This is a genomic window from Actinoalloteichus sp. AHMU CJ021, from assembly GCF_002895405.1.
Classification (GTDB): domain Bacteria; phylum Actinomycetota; class Actinomycetes; order Mycobacteriales; family Pseudonocardiaceae; genus Actinoalloteichus_B; species Actinoalloteichus_B caeruleus.
Window position 1 is genome coordinate 2,164,389 of sequence record NZ_CP025990.1, and the last position, 13,462, is coordinate 2,177,850.

11 protein-coding genes are annotated in these 13,462 nt (G+C 74.6%); 9 read left to right on the plus strand and 2 right to left on the minus strand.

Annotated elements, in window-relative coordinates; translation table 11 throughout:
* Window positions 1-5: 5 nt before the first annotated feature.
* Entirely contained in the window at window positions 6-650 is a 645-nt protein-coding gene (locus tag C1701_RS09015) for an AIM24 family protein (RefSeq protein ID WP_026417544.1), read from the minus strand.
* Window positions 651-794: 144 nt separating this feature from the next.
* Here C1701_RS09015 and moeA point away from each other — a divergent pair, with 144 nt between their 5' ends.
* The 7 genes from moeA (at window position 795) to C1701_RS09050 (ending at window position 9,447) form a co-directional block, all read left to right on the plus strand.
* Window positions 795-2,057: a molybdopterin molybdotransferase MoeA gene (gene moeA, locus C1701_RS09020; RefSeq protein WP_103055798.1), complete on the plus strand. Its 1,263-nt coding sequence runs from the start codon at window positions 795-797 to the stop codon at window positions 2,055-2,057.
* Window positions 2,058-2,115: 58 nt separating this feature from the next.
* The gene (locus tag C1701_RS09025; protein WP_026417546.1) at window positions 2,116-2,385 is read left to right on the plus strand and encodes a GlsB/YeaQ/YmgE family stress response membrane protein; all 270 of its coding nucleotides are present in this window, start codon (window positions 2,116-2,118) and stop codon (window positions 2,383-2,385) included.
* Window positions 2,386-3,054: 669 nt separating this feature from the next.
* Window positions 3,055-3,879, plus strand: a complete 825-nt coding sequence (locus C1701_RS09030; protein WP_103055799.1) for a phosphatidylserine decarboxylase — start codon at window positions 3,055-3,057, stop codon at window positions 3,877-3,879.
* A gap of 4 nt (window positions 3,880-3,883) precedes the next feature.
* Window positions 3,884-4,795, plus strand: a complete 912-nt coding sequence (gene pssA, locus C1701_RS09035) for a CDP-diacylglycerol--serine O-phosphatidyltransferase (RefSeq protein ID WP_026417548.1) — start codon at window positions 3,884-3,886, stop codon at window positions 4,793-4,795.
* Between the two features lie 83 nt (window positions 4,796-4,878).
* Window positions 4,879-7,647 carry an AAA family ATPase gene (locus tag C1701_RS09040; protein WP_103055800.1) on the plus strand — a complete coding sequence of 923 codons (2,769 nt, stop codon included), beginning with the start codon at window positions 4,879-4,881 and terminating at the stop codon, window positions 7,645-7,647.
* A gap of 130 nt (window positions 7,648-7,777) precedes the next feature.
* Window positions 7,778-8,923 (plus strand): quinone-dependent dihydroorotate dehydrogenase, encoded by a 1,146-nt coding sequence (locus tag C1701_RS09045; RefSeq protein ID WP_103055801.1) that lies wholly within the window; start codon window positions 7,778-7,780, stop codon window positions 8,921-8,923.
* A 131-nt stretch (window positions 8,924-9,054) separates the two neighbouring features.
* Complete coding sequence (locus tag C1701_RS09050; protein WP_026417549.1) at window positions 9,055-9,447, plus strand: hypothetical protein; 393 nt, start codon at window positions 9,055-9,057, stop codon at window positions 9,445-9,447.
* A 103-nt stretch (window positions 9,448-9,550) separates the two neighbouring features.
* On the opposite strand, the gene C1701_RS09055 is transcribed toward C1701_RS09050, so the two are convergent.
* The gene (locus C1701_RS09055; RefSeq protein ID WP_103055802.1) at window positions 9,551-10,609 is read right to left on the minus strand and encodes an SIS domain-containing protein; all 1,059 of its coding nucleotides are present in this window, start codon (window positions 10,607-10,609) and stop codon (window positions 9,551-9,553) included.
* A 341-nt stretch (window positions 10,610-10,950) separates the two neighbouring features.
* On the opposite strand from C1701_RS09055, the gene C1701_RS09060 reads away from it, so the two are divergent.
* Together C1701_RS09060 and C1701_RS09065 are read left to right on the plus strand one after the other, a co-directional pair.
* Window positions 10,951-11,793, plus strand: a complete 843-nt coding sequence (locus C1701_RS09060) for a GntR family transcriptional regulator (protein WP_081715245.1) — start codon at window positions 10,951-10,953, stop codon at window positions 11,791-11,793.
* Window positions 11,794-11,867: 74 nt separating this feature from the next.
* Window positions 11,868-12,989 carry a hypothetical protein gene (locus C1701_RS09065; protein ID WP_026417551.1) on the plus strand — a complete coding sequence of 374 codons (1,122 nt, stop codon included), beginning with the start codon at window positions 11,868-11,870 and terminating at the stop codon, window positions 12,987-12,989.
* Window positions 12,990-13,462: the final 473 nt, after the last annotated feature.

Genomic DNA, 13,462 nt, shown 5'->3' on the forward strand with positions numbered 1-13,462 from the left:
GCTCCTCAGGTCCTCACGGTACGGGCAACCCGCGTCTGGGTGAGCACGCGGGCCGGCCCCACGACGTCGAGGAGCAGCCCCGCGCCGGTCCGCACCGACTGCTCCCCCAGTTGGTCGAGCGCGCGGAGCCGCACCCTGGTGTCGTCCCGGTACCCGAGCACGTGTCCCGCGTTGAGCGTGATCACCTCCCCCGCCTTGAGGTTCACCACGTCCAGGCTGCCGTGGCAGGACAGGACGAGCGGGCCGTGCCCGCCGGCGTGCGTGAGGAACCCCTCGTCCGAGCCGAGCAGGGAGCGCAGGCCAGGCCAGTCCCGGTCGAAGACCACCGTGCCGGCGACGGCGAGCCAGGACCGGGCCCGAACGCACCACCCGGAACGCCCGTCCAGTTCCACGATGTAGAGGTCCCCGGCCTGGTTGGGCGCCACGTCCACCCACCCACCGGGGGGCGGAGCGGTGAAACCGGTGGCCTGGGTGCCGCCACCGCGCAACCCCCGTCCCGGGCCCCGACCGGTGGCGACCCGGCGCGACTCCACGGCCACGCCGAAGCTGGTCGCCATCATGGTTCCCACCTCCGCCAGGGCCTGCTCACCACCGCCGAGCACCAGCCGCGCCACCCCGTACCCCGGGGTGTGACGTGTCACGACCTGCACTGGTAGTCCTCCGTCCCTCGTACCCACCGCGTCGGAACCGGCCTCGGGTGGCCGCGCGCCCCGGGCGCGGACGATTCTGTGGCCCGCGTGAGCCCGGGCGAGTCGCGGGGCCGGTCCCACCGCCACGCAGGGCACCATGATCGGGTGGCCCAGGACAACAGGACACCTCCGCTGGTACCAGTCGAGGAACACCAGGAGCACGTCGCGAGCCTGCTGAGACCCACCGAGGTCACCAGGTCCCCGCTGGAGGAGTGCGCGGGACTCGCGATGGCGCGGGACCTGGTCGCCTCCATCCCGCTGCCCCCCTTCCGGAACTCCGCCATGGACGGCTACGCCGTCCGGTCCGTCGACGTCGCGGGAGCCTCACCGGACCGCCCCGTGCGACTGCCGGTGACCGCCGACCTGCCGGCCGGCGCGCCGGAGGTGCTGCCGTTGGCAGTGGGCAGCGCCCAACGGATCATGACCGGGGCCCCGCTACCGCTGGGCGCGGACTGCGTCGTCCCGGTCGAACACACCGACGGCGGGACCCGCGAGGTCGCGATCGGTCTCGCGCCCGAGGAAGGCCGCCACGTCCGGCGGGCGGGGGAGGACGTCCCGGCCGGCACCACGGTGCTGCGCCGGGGGAGCGAGCTGGGGCCGGCCCAGCTCGGCCTGGCCTCCGCGCTGGGCTTCGCGGAGCTCCCGGTGCGCCGTCGTCCCCGCGTCGTGGTCCTCTCGACCGGCTCCGAACTCGTCGAGCCCGGCGAGCCGCTCGGCCTCGGGCAGATCTACGAGTCGAACGCCGTCATGCTCGTCACCGCCGTCCGGGAGGCCGGTGGCCACGCCACGGCGGTCCGGTTCGTACCCGACGACGTGGGCGCCCTCCATGAGGCGGTGCGGCCGCACCTGGCCGATGCCGACCTCCTGCTCACCACCGGCGGGGTCAGCGCGGGAGCCTACGAGGTCGTCAAGGACGCGCTCGCCGGTGAGGGGGTCACCTTCACCAAGGTCGCGATGCAACCGGGCATGCCGCAGGGCAGTGGTCGCTACCGGGGCGTCCCCGTGGTGGCGTTGCCGGGGAACCCGGTCTCCGCGCTGGTGTCGTTCGAGGTCTTCGTGCGGCCGGCCCTCCGACGGGCGGCCGGGTTCGACGTGACCGACCGGCCCCGGTCCCGAGCGGTGCTCGAGGGGGCCGCCCTGTCCTCCCCCTCGGGCAAGCGGCAGTACCGCCGCGGCAGCTACCACCTGGAGACCGGAGCCGTCCGGGTGGTGGGAGCCGCCGGATCGCACCTGCTGTCCGCCCTGGCCGAGTCCAACTGCCTCGTGGAGATCGCGCCGGAGGTGACGGTGGTGGAGCCGGACACCCCAGTGGAGGTGCTCCTGCTCGGGGGGCCGAGCCGCACCGGTGGTGGACCCGGCGGGAACTGACGGGGTACCCGCGGCGAGGCGAGGTCGCCCCCCCTCCGCCGGGGCTAGGGTTGGTCGGATGGGCCTGTTGTCATGGATCGTGTTCGGAGCCATCGTCGGCTGGGCCGCCAACCTGGTGGTCGGGGGCCGGGAACGGGAACGCCAGGGTTGCCTGGTGAGCATCCTGGTCGGCGTCGTCGGCGCGGCCCTGGGCGGCCTCGTCTGGCGGTTGGTCACCGGGGAGGACCGGGCCTTCGCCTTCGACCTCCCCAGCATGGGTGTCGCGGCGGTGGGAGCCGTCCTGCTGCTGGTGGTCCTCCGGCTGCTGGGGACCCGCTCCCGGCGCTGACGGCCCCGGACGAGGCACCGGTCCCGGTCGTCGGCGTCAACTCGTCGACGCCCAAGTGGTCGACAAGGACGGCTTCCTCCGACGCCGCACGAGGTAACGACGATGACTCACGATTCGTGATCAACTCATTACCGGACGCTATTGATCCCCCGTGTCCTGGCTGAGTACGCTGGTCGCGCACGCAGGTCACGCCGTTCGGCGGCCAGGACACGGTGGTGGTGTCGCCAGGAACCCGCGTCGCCCCGCCGCGGCGGTGGCGGCCGGGTCGGACCGTCCGGGCCACTGGACGACGTCCCGGCCCGTCTCCACCCGGGAGCCAGGGCCTGCCGGTGGGATTCCGACAGTCCCACCCCGACCGCTCGAGTTGAGTCGTTGTCTCGTCGTGGTCCCCAGGACAGGGTGGACCGTGTGCCGTCGGGGGGCGCACGGTTCGCCCTCTGGTGTTCGCGCCCGGGGCCGGCCCGGGGCTCGCCAGCTCGGCGGCCCGGGACGCGCCAGCTCGGGGAGGGCCCCGGTGACCAGCCCGTCGGGTGCGGCGCTGATCCACTCCTCTCGCTCCGCCACCCCCTGGTTACGCTCGCGGTGGGCGCGTACCGTGTGCCGCGCCTCCGTGCCACCCGATCGGGTGCGATGCACGGGGACACCCTTCGACGCTTACGGACTGCCGACATGAGCACCGACACACCGCGACCCCCGCGGGGCCGTGAGAACCACAGCGAGGACACCACCCGCCTCCCGGTGGTGCCCCCAGCGACGGAGCGGCCCGAGCCGTCGGCCGAGGAGCGTCCCGGCACGCTGGCGCACTTCCTCCACCTCGCCCGGTCCGTGGTCCCGCCGATGCACCCGGCCGGACGCCCCTTCGTCGCCGCCGCCGCCGGGCTCGCCCTGGTGCTCAGGCGGTTCTCCCGCCCGCTGGGGGGCCTCGGTCTCGTCCTCACCGCCTGGTGCGCCTGGTTCTTCCGGGAACCCCGCAGGGTCACCCCCAGCCGGCCCGGGCTCGTGGTGTCCGCCGCGGACGGCACCGTCTCCCAGGTGGACACGGCGGTCCCGCCCGTCGAACTCGGCCTGCCAGCCACCCCGCTGACGAGGGTCAGCGTGTTCCTCTCCGTCTTCGACGTGCACGTGCAGCGGACCCCGGTGTCGGGAGTGGTGCGCCAGGTCGCGTACCGCCCCGGCAAGTTCCTCTCCGCCGACCTCGACAAGGCCAGCGACGACAACGAGCGGAACTCCCTGGTGCTGGAGACCGAGGACGGCCACCGCGTCGTCGCGGTCCAGATCGCGGGCATGGTGGCCAGGCGCATCGTGTGCGAGGTGGCCGCCGACCAGCGGGTCGCGGCGGGCGACACCTACGGCCTGATCCGGTTCGGTTCGCGGGTGGACCTCTACCTGCCGGCGGGAAGCCGCGTGCTCGTGGAGCCGGGACAGCGCACCGTCGGCGCCGAAACCGTCATCGCGGAACTCCCGGAGCCCTCCTCGGCCGCAGCGGGGGGCTGAGCGCATGGCACGGGTAGCGCCCGGCATCGGACTGGTGCCCAACGCGGTGACCGTGCTGGCGCTGTGCGCCGGGCTCTCATCGGTGATGTTCGCGCTCGACGGGCGCTTCGCCGCGGCCGTCGCCGCCGTCGCGACCGCCGCGCTGCTGGACGGACTGGACGGCCGCCTCGCCCGCCTGTTGGACGCCACCAGCAGGATGGGGGCCGAGCTCGACTCGTTGGCCGACGCCGTCTCCTTCGGCGTCGCTCCCGCCCTGGTGGTCTTCATCTGGTCGCTGCACGGCAGCCAATGGGGATGGGTCGTCTGCCTCCTCTTCGCGGTGTGCGCGGTGCTCCGGCTCGCCCGGTTCAACGTGCTGATGGAGGACACGAAGAGCCCGCCGTTCGGCAAGGAGTTCTTCGTCGGGGTTCCCGCGCCCGCCGGCGCGCTGACGGCGCTCTTCCCCCTGGTCATCTCCCTCAAGTCCGGCGAGGGCTGGTGGTCGTCTCAGCTGGTGGTGGCGCTGTGGGTGATCGCGATCGGCGGACTGCTGATCAGCCGGGTCCCGACCCTGTCGTTCAAGACGCTGAAGGTGCCGGCCAAGGCGATCGCACCGCTGTTGATGTTGGTGGGGCTGCTCGCAGCGGCCGTGATCACCTACCCCCTGCTGGTCCTGGCGACCTTCATCGTGCTCTACCTCGCGCACGTGCCCTTCGCCGTTCGCCGGTACCGCTGGCTCAGCAGGCACCCGGAAGCGTGGGACGTACCGGCCGGGGAACGGCGCGCCATCCGGCGGAGCACCAGCAGGCTGCGGTTGCGGCGTCCTCGACTGCGCCCCAGGGTGGCCGGTGACGCCGTCCGGGCGGAGAGCGGCGGGTCCGGACCGGTGGGCGCCCGCCGGTCCTGGCGTCGACTCGGGCTCCGCCGACGTTCCTGAACACCCGACCCCCGGGCCCCTCGGATCCCCCGGGTTCCGTGGTGGGTACGGTCCGGCGCCGCGCCGGCACGTAATCTGGTCGGGTGATCGCGCTGACCGCTCGGCTCTCCCCGTCCGCGCTGGACACCCGGAGGGGTGTCGTCCGGCTCCATCCCGAGGTCTTCGACGCGCTCGGCCTCACGGCGTGGGACGCCGTCCGACTCACCGGGAGTCGCGTGACCTCGGCCCTGGCCGCGGTCGCGACCGGGCGGGGAGCGGCGCCCGGCGTCATCCTCGTGGACGACCTGACCCTGTCGAACCTGGGCCTGGCCGAGGGAGCGGAGGTCGTCGTCGCGCCCGTCGAGGTCAGCGCGGCCCGATCCGTCACGGTCGCCGGGTCCCGCATGGCCGCCGCCTCCCTCCCACCGGAGACGCTCCGGCTGGCGTTGACGGGCAAGGTGCTCAGCGTGGGCGACACGGTCTCCCTCCTCCCGCAGGACGTCGCCCCGCCCTCCGGGGTGGACCTCAGCACCGCCCGTCGGAAGCTGTCCAACGCGATCGGCATCACCTGGACCAACGAACTGCTCACCGTCACGGCCACCGAGCCGGACGGTCCGGTGGCCGTCCAACCGTCCACCCAGCTCTCCTGGCGGGACGCGGCCCCGCTGCGGGACTCGACCGGGAGGGACTACTCCGCCTGCTCCCGCCCCTCGGGCGGGTTCGCGCAGTCCCCCGGTCCCACCCCGGCGGCGACCCCGGCGGGTGGCACCCCGACCACCGGTGCCTCCTCCCCCGGGGGCACGGTTCCCCGGGCCTCGGACGCCGCCCGAACGGCCACCGGCACGACCGGGGCGACCACCGCTCCGGTCCGCCCCGAGGCACCGAGCGTCAGCGACCTGGTCGGCTCCGAGGACGCCGCCGCGCGGCTCACCGAGTGGCTCCGGCTCACCTTCGAACGTCCCGAGCTGCTCGAACGCCTGGGAGCGAACTCCCGGCTCGGCGTGCTGGTGGCCGGGCCGGCGGGAGTGGGCAAGGCGACCCTGGTGCGCGCGGTGACCCGTGCGGTCGACGCGGAGCTGGTCGAGGTGTCCGCGCCCAGCGTGGCGGCCCTGGAGGCGGGCACCGCGTCGCAGCGGGTGCACGACGCCGTCGCGGCCGCCTCCGCGCACGCCGCAGCCGGCCGGAACTGCGTCCTGCTCGTCACCGACATCGAGGCCCTGGTCCCCGGCGCGAACCCTCCTCCGCTGACCACCGTGGTCCTGGACGCGCTGCGCTCCAGCAGCCACCACGGCAGGCTCGCCATCGTGGGCACCACGGCCCAGCCGGAGGGGGTGGACCCCCGGCTGCGTGATCCGGAGCTGCTGGACCGTGAACTCGTCCTGGTCCCGCCGGACACCCGAACCCGCACCGAGGTGCTGCGGATGCTGCTGCGCAGCGTTCCGCTGTCCGACGACGTCGACCTCGGGGTGATCGCCGAGCGCACTCCCGGGTTCGTCACCGCCGACCTGCTCGCGTTGCGCCGGGAGGCGGCGGTCCGCGCGGCGCTGCGGCAGCCGCCGGAGCGGGAGGGGGCGGCCACGGACACCGCGACGGCACCGGTGGCCCCCCAGGCGGAGGCGCCGGTGGAGGAGGTCGTGGACGGCGAGCTGCTCGCCGACCCGGTTGGCGAGACCCGTGCCGCTCGGACCGCCGAAGGCGGTGACCTGGCGAGCGAGGTGGCCGACGCGATCACCGACGCGGAGGTCGTGGACGTGTCACCCCACGGGGAGACCCTGGCCCTGCCGGCGCCGGGCGGTGGCGGCGGGACCACGCGCCTTCCCGTGCCCCCCGACCAGGATGGCGGCGAGACGACCCGCTTCGCGGTACCACCCAGCCGGGATGACACCGTCGAGGTTCCGGCCGCACCTGCCGACCAGGCGACCACCGAGGAGCCGGCACCCGCGAGCCCCGAGACCGCCACCTCGGAGGAGGCCGGGCCCGGCTGGCCCAGCATCCGGCAGGGGGACCTGCTGGACGCGCTCTCCTCGGTCCGGCCGATCTCCATGTCCTCCTCCGACACGCTCCAGACCGGCGGGCTCACGCTGGACGACGTGGGGGACATGGCCGAGACGAAGCAGGCCCTCACCGAGGCGGTGCTGTGGCCGCTGCGCTACCCGGACTCCTTCGCCCGGCTCGGGGTCCGCCCGCCGCGCGGCGTCCTGCTCTACGGCCCACCCGGCTGCGGGAAGACCTTCCTCGTCCGCGCGCTCGCCGGCACCGGGCAGCTCAACGTGATGTCCGTCAAGGGCGCCGAGCTGCTGGACAAGTGGGTGGGCGAGTCGGAGCGGGCGGTGCGCGAACTCTTCGCCAGGGCGGCGGAGGCCGCGCCCACCCTCGTCTTCCTCGACGAGGTCGACGCCCTCGCCCCCCGCCGGGGCGGGTCGAGCGACAGCGGGGTGGCCGACCGGGTGGTCGCCGCCCTGCTCACGGAGTTGGACGGTGTCGAGCCGATGCGGGACGTGGTCATCCTCGCGGCGACGAACCGGCCCGAGCTGATCGACCCCGCCCTGCTGCGGCCGGGTCGCCTCGAGCGTCTGGTCTACGTCCCGCCGCCGGACGGTGAGGCCCGCGCCGCGATCCTGCGGTCGGCCAGCCGGAACACGCCCTTGGCCGACCAGGTCGACCTCGACGCGCTCGCCGCCGACCTCGACGGGTACTCGGCCGCCGACTGCGCCGCCCTGGTGCGGGAGGCCGCGTTGACCGCGATGCGGGAGAACCTGGAGGCCACCGAGGTCACCGCCGACCACCTGGCCGCCGCCCGGGAGTCGGTGCGCCCCTCACTGGACCCCGCGCAGCTCGCGGAACTGGAGGCCTACGCCGCCTCCCAGCGGTGACGAACCCGGTCCCAGGGGTGCGCGACCACCGCGTAGGTTGTCGGCAGACGCCGGCGCGTCGGCCGTTGGCGTGCCCGGCGGGCCGGCGGAAGCGGCGGCGCGCGCGGGATCGACCACTCTCGGGGAGACCATGTACCGACTGCTGTTCTCGCTGGTCCTGCGCCGCCTCCCGGCCGAGACCGCCCACCGGGTGAGCTTCGGGCTGCTCCGGGCCATCTGCGCCGTTCCCGGCGTGCGCGGTCTGCTCCGCGGATGGCTCGTGCCGCGCGATCCGGAGCTGCGCGTCCGGGCGCTGGGGATGGACCTCCCCAGCCCGCTGGGCCTCGCCGCCGGCTTCGACAAGGAGGGCACCGGAGCCGACGCGTTGGGGGCGCTCGGCTTCGGGTTCGTCGAGATCGGCACCATCACCGGGCAGCCGCAGCCCGGAAACCAGCAGCCGCGGTTGTTCCGACTGGTCGAGGACCGGGCCATCGTCAACCGGATGGGCTTCAACAACCACGGAGCCGCCGCCACCGCGAGGGCGCTGACCACCCGGCCCCGGTCGGGGCGGGTGGGCCTCGGGGTGAACATCGGCAAGACGAAGGTGGTGCCGGAGGCCGAGGCGGTCGCCGACTACCGACGCGGCGCCGAGCTGCTCGCCCGGCACGCCGACTACGTGGTGGTCAACGTCAGCTCCCCGAACACTCCCGGCCTGCGGAACCTCCAGGCGGTGGAGCTGCTGCGGCCGCTGCTCACCGAGGTGCGGGCCGCCCTCGACGAGGCGGTCGCCCACCGCGTGCCGCTCCTCGTGAAGATCGCCCCCGACCTGGCCGACGAGGATGTCGACGCGGTGGCCGACCTGGCGTTGGAGCTCGGCCTGGACGGGGTGATCGCCACCAACACCACCACTGGGCGCGCTGGCCTGCGCAGCGGGGACGCCGAGGTGGCCGCCGTCGGCGCCGGCGGGCTGTCCGGAGCCCCGTTGCGGGAGCGGTCGCTGGCCGTCCTGCGCCGGTTGCGGGCCAGGGTCGGCGACCGGGTCCTGCTGGTCTCGGTGGGCGGTGTCGAGTCCGCGGAGGACGTCTGGACCCGGATCCGCGCCGGCGCCACCCTGGTCCAGGCGTACACCGGATTCATCTACGGTGGGCCGTTCTGGCCCAGGGCCGTGCACCGTGACCTGGCCCGGCGGGTGCGCCAGGCCGGGCTGCGGACGGTCGCGGAGGCGGTGGGGCTGGACGCTCCGAGCACCTCCCCCGACCGGGACGACCGGCGGCGGGACGGTTCGTCCCCCGGATGATCCTCGGTGGCGAGGTGGGCGGCGGCGCGTCGGCGAGGGCGATCCACCGCCCCCGCACCCGAGGGGCCGCCCGCCCGGGATGGGGTGAATAGGATCACCTGGACGGTTTCCGGTTCCGACGAGGAGTGGCGATGCCAGGCACCCCGGCCAACCCCGGCAGCAACCGAGCCCAGCGCCAGATCCTGGCCTTCGCGTTGGCGGTGACCTCGGGCGCCGTCGCCGTGGGCTCGGTGTGGCTCCAGCTCGCGCTGGACAGGTCGGTGCTCGGGGTGACGACGGTCGCCGTGCTGGTGACCATCGCGTTGTTCCACTGGGTCCGGTCGGCCGCCCCGGTGGGGATCGTCTTCGGCCTGCTCGGAACGGTGACCCTCGTCTTCGGCAACGGGGTCGCCGTTCTCGACCACGGCCTGTCGGTGGCGTTGGTGGTGCTGGCCGGGCTGGTCAGCGCGCTACCGGTGCCACTCGCGTGGCAGCTGCGCCAGCGCACCCCCGACGGTGACGATGTGGGAGCGGTCCCCGCCTGAGTTCCCCGGGCCGCGCGATTCCCCGAGGAGGCCGCACCCGCGCACGACGACCCCCCGGCGGCGTCGCCAGCTCGACGTGCCCCAGCCGTCCGCGCCGGAGTGGTCAGCGCGTCCTGGTCACCTTGTTCAGCCCCCGGGGCCGGTCCGGGTCGACTCCCCGGGCCCTGGCGAGTTCCAGGGCGAGCAGCTGCGCCGGGAGCACCTCCAGCACCGGGGCGACCTCCTCGGGAGTAGCCGGCAGGGCCACCCCCACGTCGGGTGCGGCGGACGCCGAGGCGGATCCGATCGCGGCGACGAAGGGGCCTCGTTCCCGCACCGCCTCCAGGGTCTCCAGGGTCGACGTGCCGCCCGGGCCGACGCTGGTGACGGCGAGGAGCGCGGTGTCGGCGTCGACGGCGGCGACCGGTCCGTGTAACAGGTCGGCGGCGCTGTAGGCGCGGGTCAGCAGGTAACTGGTCTCGGCGAGTTTGAGCGCCGCCTCACCCGCCGTCGCCGAGGAGTAGCCGCGACCGACGGTGAGCAGCCGGTCCGCGAAGCGCAGTCGCGAGGCGAGGTCCACGACCGGCGCGGCGGCCCCAGCCAACGCCTCGTCCGCCAGGTCCCCCAGCGGCTCCGCCCGTTCGCCGTGACCGCCTCGCAGGGCGTCGACGAGCAGGTACAGGGCCAGCAGGGTCGCGGTGTAGGTCTTGGTGGCGGCAACCGCCCGTTCCGCGCCCGCCCGGACGGACAGGGCCGCGTCGGTGACCGACACCAGGTCCGACCCTTCCGTGTTGGTCACCGCGACGGTCAACGCGCCCTGGTCGCGCGCGGTCGCGGCGACCTCGACGAGGTCCGGGGAACCACCGCTCTGGCTGACGGTGACCAGCAGGACGTCGCGCAGGTCCTGCCGAGCTCCGTAGAGGGTGGTGGCCGAGGGCGAGACGAGGCCGGCGGGCAGACCGAGCAGCGTCTCCACGAGGTACTTGCCGTAGAGGGCCGCGTGGTCGCTGGACCCCCTCGCGGCGAACAGCACGAACCGGGGACGTCGCCGGGTGATGTCCCCGGCGAGGGCCCGGATCTCCGGTCCGGCCGCCAGGAGCGTTCGGAAGACCGCCGGCTGCGCCGCGATCTCGTCCGCCATCAGGGAACCGGCCGTGGTGGCCGACGCCGCTTCCGCCTTCATACCGCCTCGTTCCGCCGGGTCAGCCGCCCCGGCCACTCAGGGCGGCCGTCGCCAACCGGGTTCGGGCACACCGGTCCGACGCCCGCAGTGGTCCAGACCAACACTACCCACCGGGGCCCGCCGTCCACCGCCGCCGACCGGGCGAGTGCCCGGCACCGGCCACCGGAGCGGGAGGCGGCGGGACCCCTCCTCGGCCTGGTCGGGCCGCCTTCGACGGCCCCGTGCCGGGGATCGCGCGGACGGAGGAAGATCGGAGTCACCCTGTGACAACGTGGGAACCGAGGGAACGGCTCGGCATCCTGGAGAGCACAGGCAGGCCGGACGTCACCGAGGAGGAGGCCATGCTCGACGCCACACCGCCGTGCGGGGAAAGCGGGAGCCGGACCGGGCACACCCGGGAGCCCAAGTACTGGGGGCTCAAACGGCACCTGCTCGAGCTGCTCCGGTCGATGCCCGCCGGAACGCCCATCCCCACCGAGAGATCGCTCGCGACCGAGTTCGGCCTGTCCAGGACGACGGTCCGCCAGGCGCTCGCCGATCTCACGGTCGAGGGGCGTCTCCTCCGGATCCAGGGCAAGGGGACCTTCGCGGCGGAGCCGAAGGTGGCCCAGCGCTTGCAGCTCTCCTCCTACACCGAGGACATGCTCGCCCAGGGCATGCGACCGCAGTCCCGGCTGCTCGCGGCCGAGGAACACCCGGCGGAGACGGAGCTGGCCAGGCTGTTGGACGTCCGGCCGGGCGCCAAGCTGCTCCGGCTGAAACGCCTGCGGCTCGCCGACGGCGAACCGATGGCCATCGAGACCACCCATCTCCCCCTGGGCCGTTTCCGGGGCCTGCGCCGCTGCCTGAGCGAGGGCGACTCGCTCTACCAGGTGCTGCGGAACCGGTTCGACGTCCGCTTCGGCCACGCCACGGAGACGATCGAGACCGCCCTCGCGGCGCCCGAGGAGGCCGAGTTACTCGGGGCGGACGTGGGCCTCCCGATGCTGTTGCTCTGCCGGCACTCCTTCGACGCCGAAGGCCACCCCGTCGAGTGGGTGCGCTCCCTCTACCGGGGGGACAGGTACAAGTTCGTCACGACCATCAACCCGCCCGACGGGGCTGGCGGACTCGCGCCCGGGAACCGGGACGACACCCCAGTTAGCCCAAGTGGGCGATATCACCATCCGCCAACCGGGGGATAAATCGGCACGTCTTCCTCGTTGTCATCCCGAGGCCCGGGTGGGGCCGGAAACGGAGCGCGACCACGAGGGGACCCATGCGCGAGCAGCACGACCAGGAGCTCACGACCCGACTGGCGCGCCAGGGCGGCTCCCCGGCTGAGGACGGGGAACCGGCGGAGCGGCGGGGCGCGTTCGGGCTGTCCGGTGCCCAGATCACGGCCGGCGCGCTGGCCGCGGTGACCTCGGCGGTGCTGGGCTCCCAGCTCGGGGTGGCTGGCACCGTGGCCGGAGCAGCCGTCGCCAGCGTGGTGTCGACGGTCGGTGGCGCGGTCTACCAGCGCTACCTCGAACGGACCGCCGAGACCGTTCGGGCGACCGCCGCCAGGGCCCCGCTCGGTCGACGCCGGCAACGCACCGCCGGCCGAGCCGTCGGCGACGGGCGGACAGGCCCGGTCGCCAGCCCGTCCCACCCGGTCGGTCCCCGCTCGGCGACCGAACCGACCACGCGGCTGACCGTGCCGCACCCGAGCCCCGGGGCACCGACCGCCCGCCTGGCGGGCCCTCCGCCGCGCGACGCCGGCCCGCCCGACACGCCGATCCGAGGCGAGGCGAGCGCTCGGCCGCCCGACACGGAGCTCCTCGGGCAGGGCGTCGGCGGGCACCGGGACGCGGACAGCACGGCCCTCCTGCCGACATCGGCCGGGACGAACCGCCTGCCGACCGACGGACCAGGGGAGAAGCCCCCTCGTCGGCGACGTCCCACCCGGATGATCGTGGCTGGCGGGGTGCTGTCCTTCCTCCTCGCGATGGCGGCCATCGTCGGCGTCGAGCTCGTACGGGGCGAATCCCTCTCCGGCGGTTCGACCGGAACGTCGATCAGCGGCATCCTCGGCGGTGAACCCCTCTTCCGCCGGGACGACGTGCCCCCGCCGGCCGAGCAGGACCCGCCAGCGGGCGGGGCGGACGTCGTCGACCCGCCGAACCCGGCCCCTCCCGCCGGGACCGGGACCACTGGTGCACCCGAGGTTCCCACCACGTCCGGCGAGGAACCCGGGCGGGAACCGGCCGGGAACGAGCCGTCCGAGACCGAGCCGCCGCCCACGACCACGGAGGCACCGGCCGAGGACGAGCCGGAAGGGGCGGGGGAACAGGAGGACGACCAGGAGCCGGCGCCGGGAGCGCGGCTGGAGATCCCGGACCGGGTCCCGGCCACCTGAGTCCCGCACGAGCCGATTTCCCGGGTGGACCGTTCCTTCCCCCACGGGCCCCGGTGGCGAGTCCAGCGACCCGCCAGCTCGTCGGCGAACCGCCGGTGGCCGTCCTGCCGTTCCAGGACGGCCCGGCCCCGGGTACCCGCAGCCGGTGCGGGGTGGTGCCGGCGGTGCCGGCGTCCACCGGTTCCTCCTCCCTGACCAGCGCCTCCAGTGCGGCACCCGTGGCACGCGCCTGGTCGCGCGGCGCGCGCCACCGCCCGGGTCAGCCAGGCCGCGGCGGCCTCCGCCGGAGTCCTGTTCCGCCCGGGCCGCTCATCGGCCCGAGCACCGCGTTGGAGCGACAGCCGCACCACGGCCGGGGAGCCGCGCTCCACGGCGGCGAGCAGCGCGCCGTTCCCGTTCCCGTCCACATCGGGGTCCGCGTCGACGGCGGGCGGCAGTCGGGCCGCCTCCACCCGCCCCTGGGATGCCGCCGA

Coding starts and splice junctions, on each gene's coding strand:
- C1701_RS09025 (WP_026417546.1), top strand. CDS start 2,116: ATGGGCCTGTTGTCATGGATCGTGTTCGGAGCCATCGTCGGCTGGGCC.
- C1701_RS09030 (WP_103055799.1), top strand. CDS start 3,055: ATGAGCACCGACACACCGCGACCCCCGCGGGGCCGTGAGAACCACAGC.
- pssA (WP_026417548.1), top strand. CDS start 3,884: ATGGCACGGGTAGCGCCCGGCATCGGACTGGTGCCCAACGCGGTGACC.
- C1701_RS09045 (WP_103055801.1), top strand. CDS start 7,778: ATGTACCGACTGCTGTTCTCGCTGGTCCTGCGCCGCCTCCCGGCCGAG.
- C1701_RS09050 (WP_026417549.1), top strand. CDS start 9,055: ATGCCAGGCACCCCGGCCAACCCCGGCAGCAACCGAGCCCAGCGCCAG.
- C1701_RS09055 (WP_103055802.1), bottom strand. CDS start 10,609: ATGAAGGCGGAAGCGGCGTCGGCCACCACGGCCGGTTCCCTGATGGCG.
- C1701_RS09060 (WP_081715245.1), top strand. CDS start 10,951: ATGCTCGACGCCACACCGCCGTGCGGGGAAAGCGGGAGCCGGACCGGG.
- C1701_RS09065 (WP_026417551.1), top strand. CDS start 11,868: ATGCGCGAGCAGCACGACCAGGAGCTCACGACCCGACTGGCGCGCCAG.